Source organism: Catenulispora sp. MAP12-49 (assembly GCF_041262705.1).
Lineage (GTDB): Bacteria > Actinomycetota > Actinomycetes > Streptomycetales > Catenulisporaceae > Catenulispora.
Genome location: NZ_JBGCCP010000035.1, coordinates 15,880 through 34,938 on the forward strand (window position 1 = coordinate 15,880; position 19,059 = coordinate 34,938).

Genomic DNA, 19,059 nt, shown 5'->3' on the forward strand with positions numbered 1-19,059 from the left:
ATGGCTTTGCCCTCGCCGAACCTCGACGACCGCCGGTTCCAGCAGTTCGTGGACGACGCCAAGCGCTACGTCCAGCAGCGCTGCCCGGAATGGACCGACCACAACGTCTCCGACCCCGGCGTGACGCTCATCGAGGCCGTGGCCTACATGGCCGACCAGCTGGTCTACCGGCTGAACCGGGTCCCGGACAAGAACTACCTGGCGTTCCTGGACCTGTTGGGCATCAACCGGTTCCCGCCGGCGCCGGCGCGCGCCGACGTGACCTTCCGCCTGTCCGCGCCGCAGCCGAACACGGTGCTGGTGCCGGCCGGCTCGCAGATCGCGACCCTGCGGACCGAGTCGGAGGAGGCGCTGGTCTTCAGCTCCGCCGAGCAGCTGCGGATCGTGCCGTGCGAGCTGACCGCGGTGGTGGTGCAGAACAACGGCGCGAGCCCGACCGACCGCACCGTGGACGTCCTCGACGGCAAGGACGTGCCCGCCTTCTCCGCGGCCCCGCAGCCCGGCGACGCGCTGTACTTCGGCCTGTCCTCGCCGGTGCCCTCGTGCCTGGCGGTGCTGCGGCTGAGCAGCCAGGTCGACGGTGTCGGCGTGGACCCGCGCCAGCCGCCGCTGGTGTGGGAGGCGTGGTCCGCGGACGGCTGGATGGCCTGCGAGGTCGACTCCGACGACACCGGCGGTCTGAACCGGCCCGGGGACGTGTCCCTGCACGTGCCGTCCCGGCACATCGTCTCGCGGCTGGCCGGCGTCGAGGCGGCGTGGCTGCGCTGCCGGGTGCTGGAGCCGCGCGCGGCGCAGCCGTTCTACGCCGTCAGCCCGAGCCTGCGCGGCGCCTCGGCCCGGACGATGGGCGGCACGGTGCGGGCCCTGCACTCCGATGCCGTCCGGGACGAGGACCTGGGGGAGTCCTCCGGGGTCGCGGGCCAGCGCTTCCGGGTGTCCCGCAGACCGGTCGCGGTCGACGACCCGATGCTCCAACTGGACACCTCTGACGGCGAGGGCTGGCAGCGCTGGGAGCTGGTCGACACCTTCGCCGGCTCCGGCCCCGACGACCGGCACTTCCAGCTGGACCCGGTGACCGGGGAGATCACCTTCGGCCCGGCGCTGCGCCAGCCGGACGGCAGCGTGCGGCAGTACGGCGCGGTCCCGCTCAAGGGCGTGCGGATCCGGGCCACCGCCTACCGGATCGGCGGCGGCCGGGCCGGCAACGTCGCGCGCGGGGCTCTCAGTGTGCTGCGAACCTCGATCCCCTACGTCTCCCGCGTGGAGAACCGCGAGGCCGCGCGCGGCGGCGTGGACGGCGAATCGGTGGCCGAGGCCAAGGTGCGCGCGCCGATCTCGCTGCGGGCCCAGGACCGCGCGGTGACGGTCCGGGACTACGAGGAGCTGACCCGCCGCGCCGCCCCGGAGGCCGCACGCATCCACTGCCTGCCGGTCGAGGAGCAGACCAAGGTCGATGGCAAGGCGGCCGGGGCCGGCGGGGTCCGGCTGCTCGTGGTGCCGCAGGCGGTCCCGGACGTCGGCGGGTTCCTGCGCTTCGAGCAGCTGGTCCCGGGTGACGAGCTGCTCAGCCGGATCGCCGCCTATCTGGACGACCGGCGCCCGATCGGCACCCGGCTGGCCGTCGGCCCGCCGTTCTACCAGGGCGTCACCGCGGCGGTGACGCTGCACGCGTTCCGCGGGGTGGAGACCGACCAGGTCCGCACCGGCGCCGTCAACGCCCTGTATTCCTACCTCGACCCGCTGACCGGCGGGCCGACCGGGGACGGCTGGCCGTTCGGCCGCGCGGTGCACTCCGGCGAGCTGTACGCGGTGCTGCAGCGGGTCCCGGGCGTGGAGATGGTCGACGAGGTGCGCCTGCACCCGGCCGACCCGCTGACCGGCAAGCGCGGCGACTCCGCGGACCGCATCGAGCTGGACCCCTCGGCGCTGGTGTTCTCCTACGACCACCGCGTGAAGGTGGTCGGCGGATGAGGGGCGCGGCCGACGGCCTCGGCACCCCCTTCCCGCTGGGCGAGCAGCTGCCGAGCGTCTACGCCGACGACGACTTCGCGCAGCGGTTCGTCGCCGGCCTGGACGACCTGTTCGCGCCGATGCTCTCGGTGCTGGACAACCTCGCGGCCTACCTGCGGCCCGAGCTAGCGCCCCCGGACTTCGTGGGCTGGCTCGGCGGCTGGGTCGGCGCCGAGCTGTCCGGGGACGAGTCCGACCCCGACCTGCGCGCGGCCGTGTCCGGGGCGGCCGCGCTGCACCGGTACCGCGGCACCGTGCACGGCCTGGCCGAGGCGGTCCGCCTCGGGTTCGGCATCCAGCCGCGGATCCACGAGAGCGGCGGGATGTCCTGGTCCGGGCGTCCGCTGGGGCCGCTGCCGGGCGAGCCGGAGCCGGCCCTGGAGGTCCGGCTGACCAAGGAGCAGGCCCGCTCGGTCGATCTGGACCGGCTGGGGGCGCTGGTCGCCGCCATCCGGCCGGCGCACATCCCGTTTTCCATCGTCGTCGAGAAATCCTGAAAGGGAGCGTTGCGCCCCGATGTCCACCGATCTCAGTGAGCTGACCTGCCCCGACTGCGGCGCGCGCGACCAGCGGGAGGCCTTCTGCGACAGCTGCGGCGCGGCGCTGAGCCGGCCCCGGCCGGCGGCGGTCGGCGCGGGCGCCGCGGCGGCCTTCGAGGAGTCGCCCGCGGCCGGCACGGCGCTGTCGGCCGAACCCGCGGCCGAGCCGAGGTCCGCCTCCATCCCCAAGCAGGCCTCTGATTCCCGGCGCGGTTCCGGGTTCGGACCACAGCCGGTCGCCGAGGAGTCCGACACCGCGCCGCTCGCCGAGCCGGCCGGGGCTGAGGCTGATAAGGGCGGGGCGGATCAGGGCCCGGCAGATCAGGGTCAGGCGGATCAGGGCGAGGCGGAGCGTGCCGCGCGCGAGAAAGCCCTGGCCGAGCTTGCTGAACGGGCCAAGCAGGCCGAACGGTCCGAACGGGCCCGTGCCCTGCTCGTACCGGTGGCCGACCCGACGGCCTCGGAGCGGATCGCACCGGTGCTGCCGGGCGTGCCCGACCCGATCGTCCCGCAGCGCAAGGACGCCGAGGGGCTCGAAGCCCTCGACGCGGGCATCGAGTGTCAGTGGTGCGCCACGCGCAACCCGCCCGAGCGGCACTTCTGCCGCAAGTGCGGCCAGCGCCTGGCGTACGCTCCGGTGGAGGCCAAGCGCCCGTCGTGGTGGCGCCGCCTGATCTTCTTCTGGCGCAACCGGCCGCTGCCGTTCGCCGGCCAGCGTCCCCGGCTGCGGCGCGGGCCGGGGCAGGCGATCCGGCCGGTGGTGTGGGTCGTCGTGGTGGTCGTGGTGGTCGTCGTCGTGGTCAAGGAGTACTCGCCGGTCTCCACCAACGTCCGGGACCACTTCGCCAAGCCGAACGAGGTCTCCAACTGGACCATCACGGCCTCGCACCAGGACCCGGACCACCCGCCGAAGCTGCTGCACGACACCTACTCCGACACCTGGTGGGGCAGCGGGTTCTCGCCGCAGAACACCAACGGCATCAGCGTGACCGCGACCTTCTCCCAGCCGGAGAACCTGCTGGACGTGGGCATCACGCCGGGCGCCGGAACCGCGACGGACACCTTCGGGGCCCAGGGCTCGCCGGAGACCATCGACGTCGAGCTGATCCCGATCCCGGGCAAGGGCGCTCCGACCAAGAAGACCATCACCTTGGACGACCAGCCCGGCTTCCAGAAGTTTCAACTGCGCGGCGACGACATCCGCCAGGTGGTCTTCACCATCACCTCCTCCTACCCGCCCACCGCCGCCGATCCGGCCAAGGCTGTGGAGACGGCGCTGACGGAGTTGGAGTTCTATACCCGCCACTGATACGCGCGGGGGAGGGTCCCCGATCGAAGAACCCTGGCATTCACGGCCGACGGGCCCGGGGACCCAGTCCCGTCGGCGTCAACCTCAGCATTCTCAGCGTCCGGCGGACTTCCGCCGAATTCCCCCCTCGCCTGGTCGTTTTCGATCAATGGGCGGATGTCCGCGTGGACGCTCGCGTGGTTTTCCGTTGAGGTCCGTTGGTTTCCTCCCCGATGCCGTGATGTTCTTTTGGCGGCGGCGCCGCCGCCCCGGCCCTTGAGAACACCCAGAACACCCCGGCCGGCGAGGCTGAGGGGGGACGGACCTGTGCGCCGTGTCCAGACCGTGGTGATGGCCGCCGATCCGGTGCTGCGCGCCGGCATCGTGAACCTGCTCGACCACCGCAGCGAGATCGAGCTGCTGGCCGAGGACGGCCCGGGCTGCGACCCGCTGATCGTGATGTGCGCCGACGACGCCGGCGAGCTGCTGGACGCCGGGCCCCAGGCCGCGCCCAAGCCCGCGTACACCGTGCTGGTGGTGAGCCGGATGAACAAGGCGCAGCTGCTGGAGGTGGTCGAGCTCGGCGTGACCGCCGTGGTCTGGCGCCGCGAGGCCACCGCCGACCGCCTGGTGCGCGCGGTACAGCTGGTCGACCGCGGCGCCGGGGACCTGCCGGCGGACCTGCTCGGCGGACTGCTCGGCGAGGTCGGCCGGGCCCGGCGGGCGCGCGGGTCGGGCACCGAGGCGCTGCCGATGGGGCTGTCCAGCCGCGAGGTGGACGTCATCCGTCTGGTGTCCGAGGGCATGGAGACCAAGGAGATCGCCGCGAAGCTCTGCTATTCCGAGCGCACCATCAAAGGCGTGCTGCACGACGTGATGACGCGGCTGGAGTTGCGCAACCGGGCCCACGTCGTCGCGCACGCCGCCCGCGAGGGCTACCTGCGCTGGACCTGAGGGCGGCCCGCGCTGCCCGTGCGGACATCGCGCCGTGCCCGCCATGCCGTACCGGCGCACCTGGCAGGGGCCGCGATAAGGGCACGACGATGAGGTGGCGACGTGTAGGTACGCCAGCGACAGTGGAAGAGAACCGAGCTTGATCCCCGAAATCGACGAGGCGCTGCGCAGCCTGCTGCGTTCCTCCCTGCCCGACAAGGGCGTGGAGATCGCCTTCGACGCGCCCACCCGGGACTGGGCCGCGCGCCGGAACAGCCCCACGGTCGACGCCTACCTCTACGACATCCGCGAGGACCTCACGCGCCGTGAACGCGGCGTGTTCTCGGTCCGGGACGAGCGCGGCATCGTCGTACGCCGCCGCCACCCCCCGCGCTACTTCCGCTTGTCCTATCTGGTCACCGCCTGGACGAAGCGGGCTGAGGACGAACACCGGCTGCTGGCCGTGGTCCTGGGATGTCTGCTCGGGCGGGACACGCTGCCCATCCCCGAGGGCTCCGGCCAACTGGCGGCCCTGGGTCTGCAGATCCCGATGACGGCGGCCGTCCCGCCGACCGAGACCCGCTCCCTGGCCGACATCTGGTCGGCCCTCGGCGGCGACCTCAAGCCCTCCCTGGACCTGGTGATCACCGCGCCGTACCCGGTGGGACCGGAGCTCCCGGTCGGGCCGGCCGTCACCGAGGGCGCAGGGCTTCGCAGCCACCGGCTGGACGAGCCGGAGGCCGAGGCGCCGCTGCGGCTGCGCCGCTACGGGAAGATCGAGCGATGAGCGGCACGCTGCCGCCCGACGCGATCGCCGCCAGGAACTGCCTGGACCTGCTCGCCGAGCAGATACGAGCCCTGATCGACCAGCGGTCCGCGACCGATCCCGGCGCCGGGGACCCGTTCCGCGGCCTGCGGCTGTCGGAGGACCACATCGGCTGGCTGCTGGAAGCCGGGAGTCTGGGTACTGATTCCGGCCAGGCAGCCGTCGCGGTCGAAGCGGGGCGATGGCCGCGGCTGGCCGGACTCGCCGAGATCTTCGCGCTGTCGGAGTTCGATGTCGCGGTATTGGTCCTGGCCCTGGCTCCGGATCTGGATCGGGTCTTCGAGTCCTGCTACGGCTATCTGAACGACGACGTGACCCGGCGGCGCGCCACGGTCGGTCTGGCGCTGGAGCTGTGCGGCTACACCGCTTGGGATCCGGCGGCGCGAGCCCGGTTCGGCAGCGGGGCACCGCTGATCGAGGGCGGACTGCTGGAGCTGGAAGACGCCGAGCGTCCGTTGTTGTCGCGGGCGTTGCGCGTGCCGGATCGCGTCGTGGCCCATCTGCTGGGCGATGACACGCCTGACGACGTCCTGCACGGACTGATTCAGACTGTTGACGACCTCACCGCGGCCGAACCGGATGCCGCCACGCGCGCCGAGCTCGAACGCCGCCCGGGCCTGGTGGAGCTGCTGCGCGCCGGCCCGGCGCTGATCCAGCTGCGCGAGCACCGCAAAGGCAGCGCCGACGCGGTCGCGCTGGCGCTGTTCGCCGCGGCCGGCCGTCCGGCGCTGCGGATCACGCTGACCGAGCAGATCCTTTCCCGCGCCGCGGAGATCGTGCCCGCGCTGGTCCGTGAGGCCCGGCTGCGCGGCGCCGGGCTGGTGGTGTTCCTGCCCGAGCCGGCCGACCCCGGACCGCTGTGCACCGACCGGATCCCGGTCCTGCTGGTCGGCGAGGTGCGGCGGGAATCCGGCGGCTGGCCGGTGCGTCCGCTGGTGGTGGACGTGCAGTCCCCGGCCGGCGGCTCGCCGGAGTGGAGCGCGCGCTGGCGTGCCGAGCTCGGCCCGATCGCTCCGGACACCGACCTGGAGGCGACGATCGCCCCGTTCCGGCTGACCGCCACCGGGATCGCCCGCGCCGCCGGGACGGCCCGGGCACTGGCCGCGCTGGAAGGCCGGCAGCCGGACGCGAACCACATCCGCCGCGCCGCCCGGCAGGAGAACGCCCGCGGCATGGGCCCGGGGGTGCGGCATGTGGAGCCCGCCGTCGGCTGGCCGGACCTGGTCCTGCCCGAGACCGAGGGCGAGCGGCTGCGCGAGCTGGTGGACCGGGTCCGCAACCGCGACCGGGTCCTGGGCGCCTGGGGCCTGCGCCCGGGCGGCGGCCGGGGCCGCGGGGTCGCGGCGCTGTTCGCGGGGGAGTCCGGGACCGGCAAGACGCTCGCGGCCGAGGTGGTCGCCGGCGAGCTGGGCCTGGACTTGTACGTGGTCGAACTCAGTGCCCTGGTGGACAAGTACGTCGGGGAGACCGAGAAGAACCTGGAGCGGCTGTTCGCCGAGGCCGACCGGGTGGACGCGGTCATCCTGTTCGACGAGGCCGACGCGGTGTTCGGCAAACGCTCGGAGACCAAGGACGCGCACGACCGCTACGCCAACATGGAGAGCGCGTATCTGTTGCAGCGCCTGGAATCCTTCAACGGCGTCGCCCTGCTGACCACCAACCTGCGGGCCAACATCGACGACGCCTTCACCCGCCGCTTCGACCTGATCGTCGACTTCCCGTTCCCGGATGCCGCGCTGCGCAAGGCCCTGTGGCGGCGCTGCCTGGCCGGGCCCGTCCCGGTGGACCCCGACGTCGCCGACGGCACGGCCCTGGACCCGGTCGCCGACCGCTTCGAGCTGGCCGGCGGCGCCATCCGGGCCGCCGCCACCACCGCGGCCTACCTGGCCGCGGCCGGGGGCCGGCCGGTGGGCGCCGAGGACCTGCTCGCCGGCGCGCGGCGGGAGTACCGGAAGATGGGGCGGCTCTCGGAGGAGGACCTGGTGGGGCTCGAGTTCTGAGATTGAGGACAGCCTTACCTCAGCCGGATCCGGGCTTGGCAACAGACGAACAGTGCTTCGAACGCTCCGCGGTTAGGGTCGTACTCGACAGGATGTGCACCTGTCGGTCTCGACCGGAAGGAGGCCGCCGTGGCAGCGTCAAGAGGACGACCCTCGGGCCTCATGGTAATGGTTTTCATCGCCGGTGGACTGCTCATGGTGGGGGCCATCCAGGCCGGCAACGCCATGCTCGTCATCATCACGCTCCTGCTCATGGTCGTGAGCGTGGACGCTCTGCGGCGCCGCTGAGCGTCCCCGGCCCTCCGCCGGACGGTTGGCGGACGGTCGGCGGAGGGTTGGCGCTATGTGGGTGAAGGGCGTTTCAAGCTCTTCACGCCGGTTACCCGGCGTCAATGACCGACGAGGCTTACTGGACGATGAGCGGCGGCACGACCGGCTACCCGAACCTGGACGGCCGGGGCCGCGCCGACGTGGCGGTCATCGGCGGCGGGGCCGCCGGGTTGTGGACGGCGTGGGAGCTGGCGCGGACCGGCCGCCGCGTGGCCCTGCTGGAAGCCGGCCGGGTCGCCGAGGCGGCCAAGGGCGGCGGCGCCGGCCGTGGCTCGGTGCTCCAGGCGCTGGCCCACAGCCGGATCACCGACGTCGCCGGCGCCGAAGCCGCGCGCTCCTACGCCGAGGCCCAGACGCAGGCGGTGGAACGCATCGCCCAGGCGGCCGAGCTGCTCGGCGTCGACTGCGGACTGGAACGGCGCACCGCGTACCTGTACGCCGCCGACGAACACAGCCTGCCCACGCTGCACGAGGAACTGGCCGCCGCACACGGCGCCGGGGTGCCGGCCGTGTACGGGACCGGCGTCGGAACCGGCGCGCGCCCGCTGTTCGCGGCGGCCGGCGCGCTGTATGTCGACGAGCAGATCCAGTTCCACCCGTACCAGCTGCTCACGGCCATCGCCCAGGACCTCCTGCGGCTCGGCTCGGCGGTGTACGAACACAGCCGGGTCGTGACCGTGGACGTGGGCGATCCCTGCGTCGTCATGACCGACAGCGGCGCCTCGGTCGCCGCCGAGCACGTCGTCGTCGCCACCGGGTACCCGATCACCGCCTCCGACGCGGTGCGGCGCGCGCTGCGGCCCCGGCGCGAGCTGCTGCTGGCCGGGGCGGTGCCGGCCGAGCGGGCGCCGCAGGGGATGTACGCGGCGGTGGGGGAGTCCGGGATGTCGGTCCGCAGCGCGCCGTTGGACGGTGAGCGGCGGCTGGTGATGGTGTCCGGGGAGCGGTACGAGGCCGGCTCCGGCGGTGTCCGGGAGCGCTTCGCGCGGCTGGCGGCGTGGGCCGCGGCGAACGTCGGGCTCGGCGAGGCCGAGTACCGCTGGTCGGCCCAGGACTACGAGACAGACGACCACCTGCCGCTGATCGGGCGCGCCTCGGCGACCCCGGGGCGGCAGTGCCTGTGGATCGCGACCGGCTCGGCGGGATGGGACGCGACGGCCGCGGTGCTGGCCGGGCGGCTGATCACCGCCGGGATCCGGGGCACGCGGCCCGCGCCGTGGACGGCCGCCTTCGCCCCGGAGCGGCTGGACCGGAGGCCGCGGCCGGAAGGGGCCTGGAGCGGTCCGGCGCGCTCGGTGGTGCGGCACCGCATCGAGCCGGACGAGCGGGACGCGCTCGACGCGATCCGGCCGGGTGACGGCGCGGTGGTGGACGTCGGCGGCGAGCATTGTGCCGCGTTCCGGGACGACAGCGGGTTGCTGCACATGGTGTCGGCGCTGTGTCCGCATTCGGGATGCACTGTGGGGTTCAACGATGCGGAGAAGACGTGGGAGTGCCCGTGCCACGGTTCGCGGTTCGCCACAGACGGGGCGTTGTTGCAGGGGCCGGCGGCCGAGCCTTTGGCGCCGGCGCGGGCCTATCTGGCGATGGCGGCTGCGGAGTGATGGTTCCCTGACTGCCACACGGGTATTGAATGCCACGCACGTAACTCCTCGCGCGGACGTTTGGCTGCCTGTGATCGGGTAACCAAGGGGAAACCCATGGATCCATGGAGCGTTTCCCGTCCAGCACCTGGAGGATGTCGTGTTGTCTCTCACCGATCGGGCCGCGGCGGCCATTCAGGTCCTGACATCGAACTCCGAGCTGCCATCGGAGACCGCCGGGCTGCGCATCGTCGCGGCCGACCCGAGCCTGAACGGCAACCAGGACCAGTTCTCGGCGGTGCTGGCCACCGGGCCCGACGCCGGGGACCAGGTCGTGGAGTCCGGGCCGGCGCGGATCTTCTTGGAGAGCACGGCCGCCACGGTGCTGGACGGGCGGGAGCTGGACGCGACGGTGGATGTGGACGGGAGTGTGAAGTTCGTGGTGGGGCCGGGGATCTAAGGGGGCCCGGGGGACAGCGGCATGAAGCTCCTCACCTACGCCGACCGGGCCGTGGCCCTGGTGAACACGGACGACCACGGGACCGGCCACGACCGCCTCCAGTGCGGCGACGACGTCTGCCGCCTGCTCCCGCAGGGCTGGCACGTGTCCTCCACCGTGGCCGAGGCGGGCCTGGAGGAACTGCGCGAGGCCCGGCCCCGGCTGCGGCGCGTGTTCGAACTCGCGGCCACCGGCAGCCCCGAGCGCGCCACCGACGCCCTGAACAAGCTGCTGTCCGACTTCCCCGTCTCGGCCGCCATCAGCGACCACACCGAAGGCGACTGGCACCTGCACCTCACCGAGGAGACCGCGGAGCCGCACGGCCCGGCGCGCTCCTACGTGACCGGCGCGGCGTTCGGGCTGGCGTACACGATCGCCGAGCGCGGGCCGGAGCGGCTGGGGCTGTGCGACGCGCTGCCGTGCCGGGCGGTGTTCGTGGACACGACGACGAACAGTTCGCGGCGGTACTGCTCGGACCGGTGTGCCACGCGGGCGAATGTGGCGGCGTATCGGGCGCGTCGGCGGGGGGACGTCTAGGGCGGCGGGGGACCCGGAACAGACCCCCGCCGCGGGGTCGGGGCCCTAAGCCCCGTCGGCGAACGGATCCGCGATCCCCACGTACCGCGTCTCCAAATACTCCTCGATCCCCTCCAGCCCGCCCTCGCGTCCGATCCCCGACTGCTTCACGCCGCCAAAGGGCGCCGCCGGGTTCGACACGATGCCCGTGTTCAGTCCGATCATGCCGGCGTCGAGGCGTTCCACCAGGCGCAGGCCTCGGTTCAGGTCCTTCGTGAAGGCGTAGGCGACCAGGCCGTACTCCGTCGCGTTCGCCAGCTCGACGGCCTCGTCCTCGGTGTCGAAGGTGATGATGGGGGCGACCGGGCCGAAGATCTCCTCGCGCAGGATCTCGGCGTCGGCGGGGATGTCGGTCAAGACTGTCGGCTCGTAGAAGTAGCCCGCGCCGGGGACCTTGCGGCCGCCGGTGCGGACCTTGGCGCCGCTGTCCACTGCCGCCTCGACCAGGCGTTCGACCTTGGTGCGGGTCTCCTCGTCGACCAGGGGGCCGATCTTGACGTCCGGCAGGGTGCCGCGGCCGAGGGTGTGTTCGCGGAAGCGGCTGGTGAGTCGGTCGGCGAAGGCTTCGGCGACGGGGCTTTCGACCAGGATGCGGTTGGCCGCCGTGCAGGCCTCGCCGCCGTTGCGGAGCTTGGCGAGCATGGCGCCGTCGACGGCGCGGTCCAGGTCGGCGTCGGCGAAGACGATCAGCGGGGCGTTGCCGCCGAGTTCCATCGACACGCGCAGGACCTGCTCGGCGGAGTCCGCGATGAGGCGGCGTCCGACTTCGGTGGAGCCGGTGAAGGAGAGCTTGCGCAGGCGGGGGTCGCGGATCAGGGGGCCGGTGACGGCGCCGGCGTGGCGGGTCGGGATCACGTTGATCACGCCGTCGGGGACGCCGGCCTCGATCAGGGTCTGGGCCAGCAGCAGCGATGTCAGGGGCGTGAGGGCGGCGGGCTTGAACACGATCGTGCAGCCCGCGGCCAGTGCGGGGCCGATCTTGCGGGTGCCCATGGCCAGGGGGAAGTTCCACGGGGTGATCAGCAGACTGGGACCGACCGGCCGCTTGGCGACCAGCAGGCGCGACTTGCCGTCCGGTGCCGTCTGGTAGCGGCCGGCCACGCGGTTGGTCTGCTCCGAGAACCAGCGCAGGAACTCCGCGCCGTAGGCGACCTCGGCGCGGGAGTCGGTCAGGGGCTTGCCCATCTCCAGGGTCATCAGCAGCGCGAAGTCCTCGGTTCGCGCCGTGACCAGTTCGAACGCCTTGCGCAGGATCTCCGCCCGCTCGCGCGGCGCCGACCGCGCCCAGGAGGCCTGGGCGGCGTGCGCCGCGCCGAGCGCGGCCTGTCCGTCGTCGGCCGACGCGCTGGCGATCGTCAGCAGCAGCTCGCCGGTGGAGGGGTCGTGGACGTCGAGGGTGCCGCCGTCGGAGGCGGGGCGCCATTGGCCGTCGATGAGCAGTCCGGTGGGCACGGAGTCCAGAAGCCGGCGTTCCTGGTCCGGGGAGATCGTCGCAGTCACCCTGCCAGCCGACCACGCTTGCCCGCGCCCCACAACCCCCGTGGGCCCGAACGGCGTCCCAGGACGTTGCACTGCGCACGGCGCCGGGCCGATCCTGGGACGGTGACGAACCCGACCGGCCCGACCGGCCCGACCGTACGCACCACGGCCCGCGGCCGCGCCGTCCTGACCGACGCGCGCCTGAACCGCGGCACCGCCTTCACCCTCGCCGAGCGCCAGGTCCTGGGCCTGATCGGGCTGCTGCCGCAGGCGGTCGTCACCCAGGACCAGCAGGCCGCGCGCGTCTATGAGCAGTTCCGGTCCTCGCCGACGAATCTGGAGAAGTACGTCTCCCTGAGCAGCCTGCGCGACCGCAACGAAGTCCTGTTCTACCGCCTGGTCACCGATCATCTGGCCGAGATCCTGCCGATCGTCTACACCCCGACCGTGGGCACCGCGATCGAGCACTACAACGCCGAGTACCGGCGGCCGCACGGCGTCTATCTGAACGTGAACGCCCCGCAGGACATCGAGCGCTCGCTGTCCGCCGCGGGCCTGGGCCCCGAGGACGTGGACCTGATCGTGGCCACCGACGGGGAGGCGATCCTGGGCATCGGCGACTGGGGCGTGGGCGGCGTCGACATCGCGGTCGGCAAGCTGGTCGTCTACACCGCGGCCGCCGGCATCGACCCGGCGCGCGTGCTGCCGGTCATGCTCGACGTCGGCACCAACCGCCAGACGCTGCTGGACGATCCCGGCTACCTGGGCAACCGGCATCCGCGCGTGGACACCGAGACCTACGACGCCTTCATCGACGCCTACGTCCAGACCGCCGGCCGGCTCTTCCCGCACGCGCTGCTGCACTGGGAGGACTTCGGCACGGCGAACGCCCACCGCATCCTGGACCGCTACCGCGACAAGGTCTTCACCTTCAACGACGACATCCAGGGCACCGGGGCGGTGACCCTGGCGGCGGTCCTGGCCGGGGTGAAGGCCGGCGGCCGGCCGCTGCGCGAGCACCGCATCGTGGTCTTCGGCGCGGGCAGTGCCGGCATCGGCATCGCCGACGACCTGCGCGCCGCCCTGTGCTCGGACGGCCTGTCGCAGCAGGACGCGACGGCGCGCATCTGGTGCGTGGACCGCTACGGCCTGCTGACCGACGACCAGGACTCGCTGCGGGACTTCCAGACCCGCTATGCCCGGCCCGCCGCCGAGAGCGCGGACTGGGCCCACGACGCCGACCGGGGCGGGGTGAGCCTGGCCGAGGTCGTGGAGCGGGTCCACCCGACCATCCTGATCGGCACCTCCGGGCGCGGCGGGGCCTTCACCGAGCAGGTCGTGCGCGCCATGGCCGAGCACACCGACCGGCCCCTCATCCTGCCGATGTCCAACCCGACCGACCTGGCCGAAGCCGCTCCGGCCGACCTGCTGGCCTGGACCGCCGGCCGGGCGCTGATCGCCACCGGCAGCCCCTTCGACCCGGTCGAGTACGACGGGACCACCTACCAGATCGCGCAGGCGAACAACGCGCTGGTCTTCCCGGGCCTGGGCCTGGGCGCCATCGTCGCGCGCGCCGGCCGGGTCACCGACGCCATGCTCGCCGCCGCGGCCGCCGCCGTGGCCGGGCGCGTGGACACCGACACGCCCGGCGCGCCGATCCTGCCGCCGGTGCCGCGGCTGCGCGAGACCTCCGTCGCGGTCGCCGTCGCGGTGGCGCGGGCCGCCGCCGAGGGCGGTGTGGCCGGGATCGAGGTCGGCGACGACATCGAGGCGCGGGTGCGGGACGCCATGTGGGAGCCGGTGTATCCGGACATCGTCGCGGGCTGAGCGGAGGGCAGGTTTTCCTCACGCCCGGTCCCGCGCCGGAAACACCACCTCGTCCAGCACCAAGCCCACCGCCGCCGCCGCGGGCACCGCCACCAGCGCGCCCACGATCCCCAGCAGCGTCCCGCCGATCAGCACCGCGATCAGCGTCGCGACCGGGTGCAGGCGCACCACGTACTTCATGGTCAGCGGCGTGGTCAGGTGGTCCTCCAGGAACCGGAACCCGGTGTAGAACAGGGCCGTGGCGATCGCCGCCGGCAGCGACACGCTCAGCGCCACCAGCGAGACCACCACCCCGCCGATCGTCGAGCCGATGATCGGGATCAGGTCCATGATCGCCACGAAGAAGCCCAGCAGGGCCCCGTAGGGGATGCCCAGTGCCCAGCACCACGCCGAGGTGGCGAGGCCGGCGATCGCCGAGGTCGCCAGGTTCGCCAGCATGAAGCGCCCGACCTGGCGCATGATCTGGTCGGTCAGGTCCCGGGTCCGCGCGCGCCGGCTGGCCGCCACCATGCGCAGCCCGAAGTCCTCGATCGAGGGCAGTCCGATCATGAAGTAGATGGTCAGGGTGATCACGATGACGGCGCCGGTCAGCAGGCCGAGCAGGATCTTGCCGGCCCCGAGCACGCCGGAGGCGAGCTTGGCGCCCAGGCCCCCGGAGGCCAGCTGCTGCTTGACCTTCTCCACCACGTGGTAGCGGTCCTCGATCCGGCCCAGGGCGGAGTTGTGGTTGTGCAGGTCCTGCAGCCAGATCGGGATCTGTTTGGTGAGCTGGTCGATCTCCCGGCTCACCGGGGGGATCACCAGCGCCACGAACAGCGCGGCCAGCGCCGCCACGCTCAGCACGACCACCACCACGGCCAGCCCGCGCGGCACCCGCACCCGCTGGAGTGCGGCCACGACCGGATCCAGGCTGACCGCCGCGAACAGGGCCAGCAGTACCAGCGTCAGGATCTGCGCCGATTGCAGCAGCGCCTGCCCCAGCGCGTAGGCCATCAGAAGGCCCACGCCCAGCCCGAAGCCGACGCGCACCCAGGACCGGGACGCCTCCGCGTCCCGGCCTCTCGCGCCGCGCGACCCCGCCACGGCCCGGGACCGGACCATGGTGGCCTGCGAGGGCCGAATGCGTTTCACCAAGGTCCACCGGCCCGTATATTCGGAGGTGGGGCTAGGAGTGCCCGAAATGAGCGTAACCGCGAGCTACGAATTCGGCAGCAAGGTCTACTGCTCCGATGCCGATTGCGGAGAGTTGCTGCAATTCGTCGTCGAGCCGGACCTTCCGCGCCTGACCAGCCTGGTCGTCTGTTCTCTGGCCGACGGCGCCGCGCGCCTGGTCCCGCCGGAGCTGGCCGGCCTCACGGCCTACGGCAACATCGTGCTGGACTGCGACAAGGCCTCCTTCGACCAGCTGCCCGCCACGCCGGTGCGCGGCGCGACACGCCCGGCGGTGATGCGCGCCGTGCCCGACGCCCAGACCAGGATCCGGCGCGGCGACCACATCTCCGCGCTGGACGGCGACGCCGGCCGCGTCCTGGGGCTGGTGGTGCGCACCGAGGACGAGGCGGTCACGCACGTCCTGCTGGCCGCCGGCCACTTCTGGCACCGCAAGCACGTCGCCGTGCCGGTGGACTACGTCGCGGGCCTGGGCTTCGCCGGCCTGGACGTGTTGCTGACCAAGGACCACGTCACGGACTTCGTCCTGTGAGAAGGTGATCCATGCCTCTGAGCGCGTACGAACTCCGCACCTCGGTCGCCGTCTCCGACATCCGCCGGGCAGCGGCGTTCTACGAGGGCAAGCTGGGGCTCCCGCTCATCCGGTCCGCGCCCAGCGCCCACATCACCGACGGCAGCCGCATCTACGGCTCCGCGGGCGGGCCAGCGCTGAACGTCTACCAGTCCTCCACTGCCGGGACCACCGAGGCCACGCTGGCGGTCTGGTACGTGGACGACCTGGACACGATCGTCGGCGAGCTCACCGCCTCCGGAGTCGAGTTCACCCGCTACGAGCAGTTCGAGCACGACGAGCGGGGCATCACCGGACGGGCCGGGGGAGGACGGATCGCCTGGTTCCGGGATCCGGACGGAAACACCTTCGCCCTGGAGTCCGACGTCTGATCGGCGGACCGATCCAGCAGCGATCCAGCGATCCAGCGATCCAGCGATTGATCCAGTGATCCGATGATCGTCGGAATGATCCAGCCCTGATCTCAGCCTTCGGCCGCGTCCGCACCCGCGGCCGAGGACTCATTCACCCTGCGAACCGGTCCGGGTCAGCAGGACCATCTCCGCGGTGGCCGCCGCCATCCGCTGCTGGTCCTTGTCCGCCTCGGTCGCGCGACGGCGCGCGGCGCGCACGAAGGCGGCCCGCTCGCGCTCCAGGATCAGGCGCACGGTCGGGTCGGCGTGCTCGGCCCGGTCCAGCCCCTCGATCCACACCGTCTCGACGAGGTCCTCGGCTTCGCGGACCAGCGCCCGACCGCTCAACTCCTGCAGCAGGCGCTCACAAGCCGCCTTCTGCCTCGCCGCACGATAACGGCGCCACGTTGCCGGGCCGAACATCATCCACCACCGCCTCGTCACACTGGCCATGGGCGACACAGAACTGATCGCGACCGGATGCCCCGGATTCTGCGACGTAAACGCCCGCGCCGCCACCGGAAGAACGTTCGGTGACAACTGCGACACAAGGGGGACCAGTGAAAACGCCGGCGCGCGCGGCCGTCCCGGCCGGGATCTCGGGCTGGCAGCGCCGACACCCGCGGCTCGGCGCCGGGCGCGGGTCCCGGAGCCGGGCCGGCTCCGGCCGCGCCGCCGGCTGTTCGGCCATTCAGGCGACGTCCGCCAGCAGGCCGCGCCACCGCTCCGCCGACTCCAAAGCGTCCAGGCTGGTCCGCTCCAGGAACGCCCCGCCCTTGGCCAGCCGGACCCCCACCGGCGTGTCGGGCCCGAGCTGTTCGGCGGACTCCTTCGCGACCCGCGCCGCGTGCAGCGTCTGCTCCGCGCCGGCGACGATCGAGTGGTACCAGGCGTCGGCGTCGACCACGTACACGTCCCGGCGCCCCTGAGCCTCGCGCCGGATCAGCCGTTGAGCGGTCAGATACCCGACCGCCGCCGAGACGGACGCGGGACTGACCCCCAACTCCCGGGTCAGCTCCGCGGCGGCGAGCCGGCCGTCCGCGCTGAGCCACAGCGCGATCAGGACCCTGGCCATCATCTTCGGCAGGCCCATGCCGACGGCCATCTCCACGGTGCCGTCCTGGGCGGCCCTGGCTTCGGCCTCGCCGAGTCCGGTCCTGGCTCCGGCTCCGGCGGTGGCGTTGGCGGCGGCTGCGCTGGCGGCGGTCGGGGTCCGGCGCCGTGCACGCCGCTCCGTCGCGCGGTGCGCGAGCTCGGCCCGGTACCCGGCCGGACCGCCGTTGCGGCCGATCTCCCGGCTGACGGTCGACGTGGTCCGGCCCAGGCGCCGGGCGATCTCGGCATAGGAGAGCCCTTCGACCTGGCCGACGTCGCCCGCAAACCCGCCGCCGCCTACTCCGGAGGACTGCGCCGCCGCCTGGACCTGGCCATGACGATGGTCGGCGGGCCCCGCCTGATCTTCCTGGACGAACCCACCGCAGGCCTGGACCCCCGCAGCCGCCGCGACCTGTGGCGGACGGTGAAGGACCTGGTCGCGAACGACGGCGTCACCGTCTTGCTGACCACGCAGTACCTGGAGGACGCCGACCAACTCGCCGACCGCGTCGCGCTGCTGAGCCGGGGCACGCTGGTCGCCGAGGGCACCCCGGAGGAACTCAAGCACCTGATCCCCGGCGGCCACATCACGGTGAGCTTCGCCGACCAGGACGCGCTGACTGTCCAGATCTCCGAGGCCGGCGTCGTCCGGACGCTCAGGACCCTGCTGGACCGCCTCGACGCGCAGGGTGCTGACGTCGCCGGGCTCATGGTGCACACCCCCGACCTCGACGACGTCTTCCTCACCCTGACCGACACCGACACCACCGCCACGTTCGTCTACGTCCTCGGCGGCACCCTGAGCGCCGGCCTCGGCGGCAACCGCGCCGCCTACCTCGCCTACCTCGCCTACCTCACCCCCGGCATCCTGGCCACCACCATCGCCGGCGCCGCTCAGGGCACCGCCATCGCCGTCGCCATGGACATGAGCTGAGGCGCATTCCCACCTGCTGGGCGACACTTGACCCATGGCCTCTGATCAGCGGGGAAACGACCAGCCGAACGCCGTCCTGAGGGGCGGTCCGCTCGACGGCGAGAGGCTCACCGTGAGGGCGCTGCGGGACGGGATCGAGCGCGAGGTCGACGGTTGGATCTACACCTACGTGCCGACCGGCGACCCCGACGAGGAGTATCCGGCGTGCGTCGTCTTCATCTACGTCGGCGAGCGGCCAGCCGTGTGGCTGGCCGGCGGTCTGGTGGGGTGAGTCAGGCGGCGTAGCCCGTGATCAGTGCGCTGATGATGTCCGTCAGCCGCGGCTCGACGTCCACCACCGAGTGGGACAGGGCGGGGTCGGACTCGTAGAACGCGCGGAGGTTCGTGGTCGGCGCGGCCATCTGCCACAGCGCCCCGGCCATCGCCGTCGCGACCGTCACCACGCTGCGCGCCTGGTCCAGCCGCAGCGGCGTGAGGGTGCACAGGAGAACGCCGACCTGCGTGGTCGCGCCCGTGGCGACGGTCTTGAACTCCCGGATCCGCTCGGTCGAGACGTTGCGTTCCAGGTTGAGCGGGGTGTGCGCGAGCAGGTCGCAGAACAGCGGCCGGTCGGTGAGCGAGCGGGCGAGGGTGGCGGCGATCTCCTGCGCGTTCCACGCTCCGCCGCCGTCGGGGGCGGGCTTGTCGAACAGCTCGTGCACCGCGGCCAGCCACTCGGTCCAGGCGTCGGCGGCGAGTTGGAGGAACACGTCCTCGCGCGTCTCGAAGTACCGCAGGATCGCCGACTTGTGCATGCCGACGGCGTCGGCGATGGCGCTCATCGTGACCTCCCGCACGCCCTGCTCGGCGGCGAGCCGGGCGGCGGTGTCCATGATCGCCTGCTGCCGCGCGCGCTTGGCCTCGGGGGTCCGGGCCCGTTCGAACTCGAAATCGGTCACGGCTCCAGTTTACGCCCTTGCGCAACCAGGTAGCGCCGCCGGGCGGTCAGGGCGAGGGCTAGTGCAACG

Annotated in this window: 19 protein-coding genes and 1 pseudogene; 15 read left to right on the forward strand and 5 right to left on the reverse strand. The window is 72.7% G+C overall.

The genetic code is table 11. The features are described 5' to 3' along the window. From ABIA35_RS39650 to ABIA35_RS39695, 10 genes are all read left to right on the forward strand, one after another. Entirely contained in the window at positions 1-1,971 is a 1,971-nt protein-coding gene (locus tag ABIA35_RS39650; RefSeq protein WP_370334786.1) for a putative baseplate assembly protein, read from the forward strand. Then, positions 1,968-2,507, forward strand: coding sequence for a phage tail protein (locus ABIA35_RS39655; RefSeq protein WP_370334785.1), 540 nt, complete (start codon positions 1,968-1,970; stop codon positions 2,505-2,507). Before ABIA35_RS39650 ends, ABIA35_RS39655 begins: the two co-directional genes overlap by 4 nt. 19 nt (positions 2,508-2,526) lie before the next feature. Continuing rightward, positions 2,527-3,858 carry a hypothetical protein gene (locus ABIA35_RS39660; protein WP_370361353.1) on the forward strand — a complete coding sequence of 444 codons (1,332 nt, stop codon included), beginning with the start codon at positions 2,527-2,529 and terminating at the stop codon, positions 3,856-3,858. Positions 3,859-4,164: 306 nt separating this feature from the next. Next, positions 4,165-4,791 (forward strand): LuxR C-terminal-related transcriptional regulator, encoded by a 627-nt coding sequence (locus ABIA35_RS39665; RefSeq protein ID WP_370334781.1) that lies wholly within the window; start codon positions 4,165-4,167, stop codon positions 4,789-4,791. A 139-nt stretch (positions 4,792-4,930) separates the two neighbouring features. Continuing rightward, a complete protein-coding gene (locus tag ABIA35_RS39670) occupies positions 4,931-5,557 on the forward strand; it encodes a DUF4255 domain-containing protein (RefSeq protein ID WP_370361354.1) in 627 nt (208 codons plus the stop codon). Then, on the forward strand, positions 5,554-7,596 hold the full coding sequence (locus ABIA35_RS39675) for an ATP-binding protein (RefSeq protein WP_370361355.1): 2,043 nt from the start codon (positions 5,554-5,556) through the stop codon (positions 7,594-7,596). The genes ABIA35_RS39670 and ABIA35_RS39675 overlap by 4 nt, the downstream gene beginning before the upstream one ends. A gap of 162 nt (positions 7,597-7,758) precedes the next feature. Continuing rightward, positions 7,759-7,884 (forward strand): hypothetical protein, encoded by a 126-nt coding sequence (locus ABIA35_RS39680; protein WP_370334775.1) that lies wholly within the window; start codon positions 7,759-7,761, stop codon positions 7,882-7,884. 104 nt (positions 7,885-7,988) lie between these two features. Next, a complete protein-coding gene (locus tag ABIA35_RS39685; RefSeq protein WP_370361356.1) occupies positions 7,989-9,530 on the forward strand; it encodes an FAD-dependent oxidoreductase in 1,542 nt (513 codons plus the stop codon). Between the two features lie 139 nt (positions 9,531-9,669). After that, positions 9,670-9,969 carry an adhesin gene (locus ABIA35_RS39690; RefSeq protein ID WP_370334771.1) on the forward strand — a complete coding sequence of 100 codons (300 nt, stop codon included), beginning with the start codon at positions 9,670-9,672 and terminating at the stop codon, positions 9,967-9,969. Positions 9,970-9,990: 21 nt separating this feature from the next. Next, positions 9,991-10,545 (forward strand): CGNR zinc finger domain-containing protein, encoded by a 555-nt coding sequence (locus ABIA35_RS39695; protein ID WP_370334769.1) that lies wholly within the window; start codon positions 9,991-9,993, stop codon positions 10,543-10,545. A 45-nt stretch (positions 10,546-10,590) separates the two neighbouring features. On the opposite strand, the gene ABIA35_RS39700 is transcribed toward ABIA35_RS39695, so the two are convergent. Beyond that, complete coding sequence (locus tag ABIA35_RS39700) at positions 10,591-12,084, reverse strand: NAD-dependent succinate-semialdehyde dehydrogenase (RefSeq protein WP_370361357.1); 1,494 nt, start codon at positions 12,082-12,084, stop codon at positions 10,591-10,593. A gap of 102 nt (positions 12,085-12,186) precedes the next feature. On the opposite strand from ABIA35_RS39700, the gene ABIA35_RS39705 reads away from it, so the two are divergent. Beyond that, positions 12,187-13,890: an NAD-dependent malic enzyme gene (locus ABIA35_RS39705; RefSeq protein ID WP_370361358.1), complete on the forward strand. Its 1,704-nt coding sequence runs from the start codon at positions 12,187-12,189 to the stop codon at positions 13,888-13,890. 18 nt (positions 13,891-13,908) lie between these two features. Here ABIA35_RS39705 and ABIA35_RS39710 read toward each other — a convergent pair whose 3' ends face one another. Continuing rightward, complete coding sequence (locus ABIA35_RS39710; protein ID WP_370361359.1) at positions 13,909-15,021, reverse strand: AI-2E family transporter; 1,113 nt, start codon at positions 15,019-15,021, stop codon at positions 13,909-13,911. Positions 15,022-15,070: 49 nt separating this feature from the next. Here ABIA35_RS39710 and ABIA35_RS39715 point away from each other — a divergent pair, with 49 nt between their 5' ends. Together ABIA35_RS39715 and ABIA35_RS39720 are read left to right on the forward strand one after the other, a co-directional pair. Continuing rightward, entirely contained in the window at positions 15,071-15,592 is a 522-nt protein-coding gene (locus ABIA35_RS39715) for a hypothetical protein (protein ID WP_370334760.1), read from the forward strand. A gap of 11 nt (positions 15,593-15,603) precedes the next feature. Then, on the forward strand, positions 15,604-16,002 hold the full coding sequence (locus ABIA35_RS39720; protein WP_370334758.1) for a VOC family protein: 399 nt from the start codon (positions 15,604-15,606) through the stop codon (positions 16,000-16,002). 129 nt (positions 16,003-16,131) lie between these two features. Here the strand turns inward: ABIA35_RS39720 and ABIA35_RS39725 are convergent, their stop codons facing one another. Both ABIA35_RS39725 and ABIA35_RS39730 read right to left on the reverse strand, forming a co-directional pair. Further along, entirely contained in the window at positions 16,132-16,371 is a 240-nt protein-coding gene (locus ABIA35_RS39725; RefSeq protein WP_370361360.1) for a hypothetical protein, read from the reverse strand. A 343-nt stretch (positions 16,372-16,714) separates the two neighbouring features. Then, a complete protein-coding gene (locus ABIA35_RS39730; RefSeq protein WP_370361404.1) occupies positions 16,715-17,359 on the reverse strand; it encodes a MarR family transcriptional regulator in 645 nt (214 codons plus the stop codon). On the opposite strand from ABIA35_RS39730, the pseudogene ABIA35_RS39735 reads away from it, so the two are divergent. Next, positions 17,321-17,884: pseudogene (locus ABIA35_RS39735) on the forward strand (AAA family ATPase); the annotation flags it as partial. The gene ABIA35_RS39730 and the pseudogene ABIA35_RS39735 sit on opposite strands and share 39 nt — an antisense overlap. A 202-nt stretch (positions 17,885-18,086) precedes the next feature. Then, on the forward strand, positions 18,087-18,323 hold the full coding sequence (locus ABIA35_RS39740) for a hypothetical protein (RefSeq protein ID WP_370334754.1): 237 nt from the start codon (positions 18,087-18,089) through the stop codon (positions 18,321-18,323). 1 nt (position 18,324) lies between these two features. Here ABIA35_RS39740 and ABIA35_RS39745 read toward each other — a convergent pair whose 3' ends face one another. After that, positions 18,325-18,990, reverse strand: coding sequence for a TetR/AcrR family transcriptional regulator (locus ABIA35_RS39745; RefSeq protein WP_370334752.1), 666 nt, complete (start codon positions 18,988-18,990; stop codon positions 18,325-18,327). Positions 18,991-19,059 lie beyond the last annotated feature (69 nt).

What these genes read in the sequence shown, in the direction of transcription:
- ABIA35_RS39715 (WP_370334760.1), top strand. Translation starts at nt 15,071, where the DNA reads ATGAGCGTAACCGCGAGCTACGAATTCGGCAGCAAGGTCTACTGCTCC.
- ABIA35_RS39720 (WP_370334758.1), top strand. Translation starts at nt 15,604, where the DNA reads ATGCCTCTGAGCGCGTACGAACTCCGCACCTCGGTCGCCGTCTCCGAC.
- ABIA35_RS39685 (WP_370361356.1), top strand. Translation starts at nt 7,989, where the DNA reads ATGACCGACGAGGCTTACTGGACGATGAGCGGCGGCACGACCGGCTAC.
- ABIA35_RS39650 (WP_370334786.1), top strand. Translation starts at nt 1, where the DNA reads ATGGCTTTGCCCTCGCCGAACCTCGACGACCGCCGGTTCCAGCAGTTC.
- ABIA35_RS39675 (WP_370361355.1), top strand. Translation starts at nt 5,554, where the DNA reads ATGAGCGGCACGCTGCCGCCCGACGCGATCGCCGCCAGGAACTGCCTG.
- ABIA35_RS39655 (WP_370334785.1), top strand. Translation starts at nt 1,968, where the DNA reads ATGAGGGGCGCGGCCGACGGCCTCGGCACCCCCTTCCCGCTGGGCGAG.
- ABIA35_RS39680 (WP_370334775.1), top strand. Translation starts at nt 7,759, where the DNA reads ATGGTAATGGTTTTCATCGCCGGTGGACTGCTCATGGTGGGGGCCATC.
- ABIA35_RS39660 (WP_370361353.1), top strand. Translation starts at nt 2,527, where the DNA reads ATGTCCACCGATCTCAGTGAGCTGACCTGCCCCGACTGCGGCGCGCGC.
- ABIA35_RS39740 (WP_370334754.1), top strand. Translation starts at nt 18,087, where the DNA reads ATGGCCTCTGATCAGCGGGGAAACGACCAGCCGAACGCCGTCCTGAGG.
- ABIA35_RS39695 (WP_370334769.1), top strand. Translation starts at nt 9,991, where the DNA reads ATGAAGCTCCTCACCTACGCCGACCGGGCCGTGGCCCTGGTGAACACG.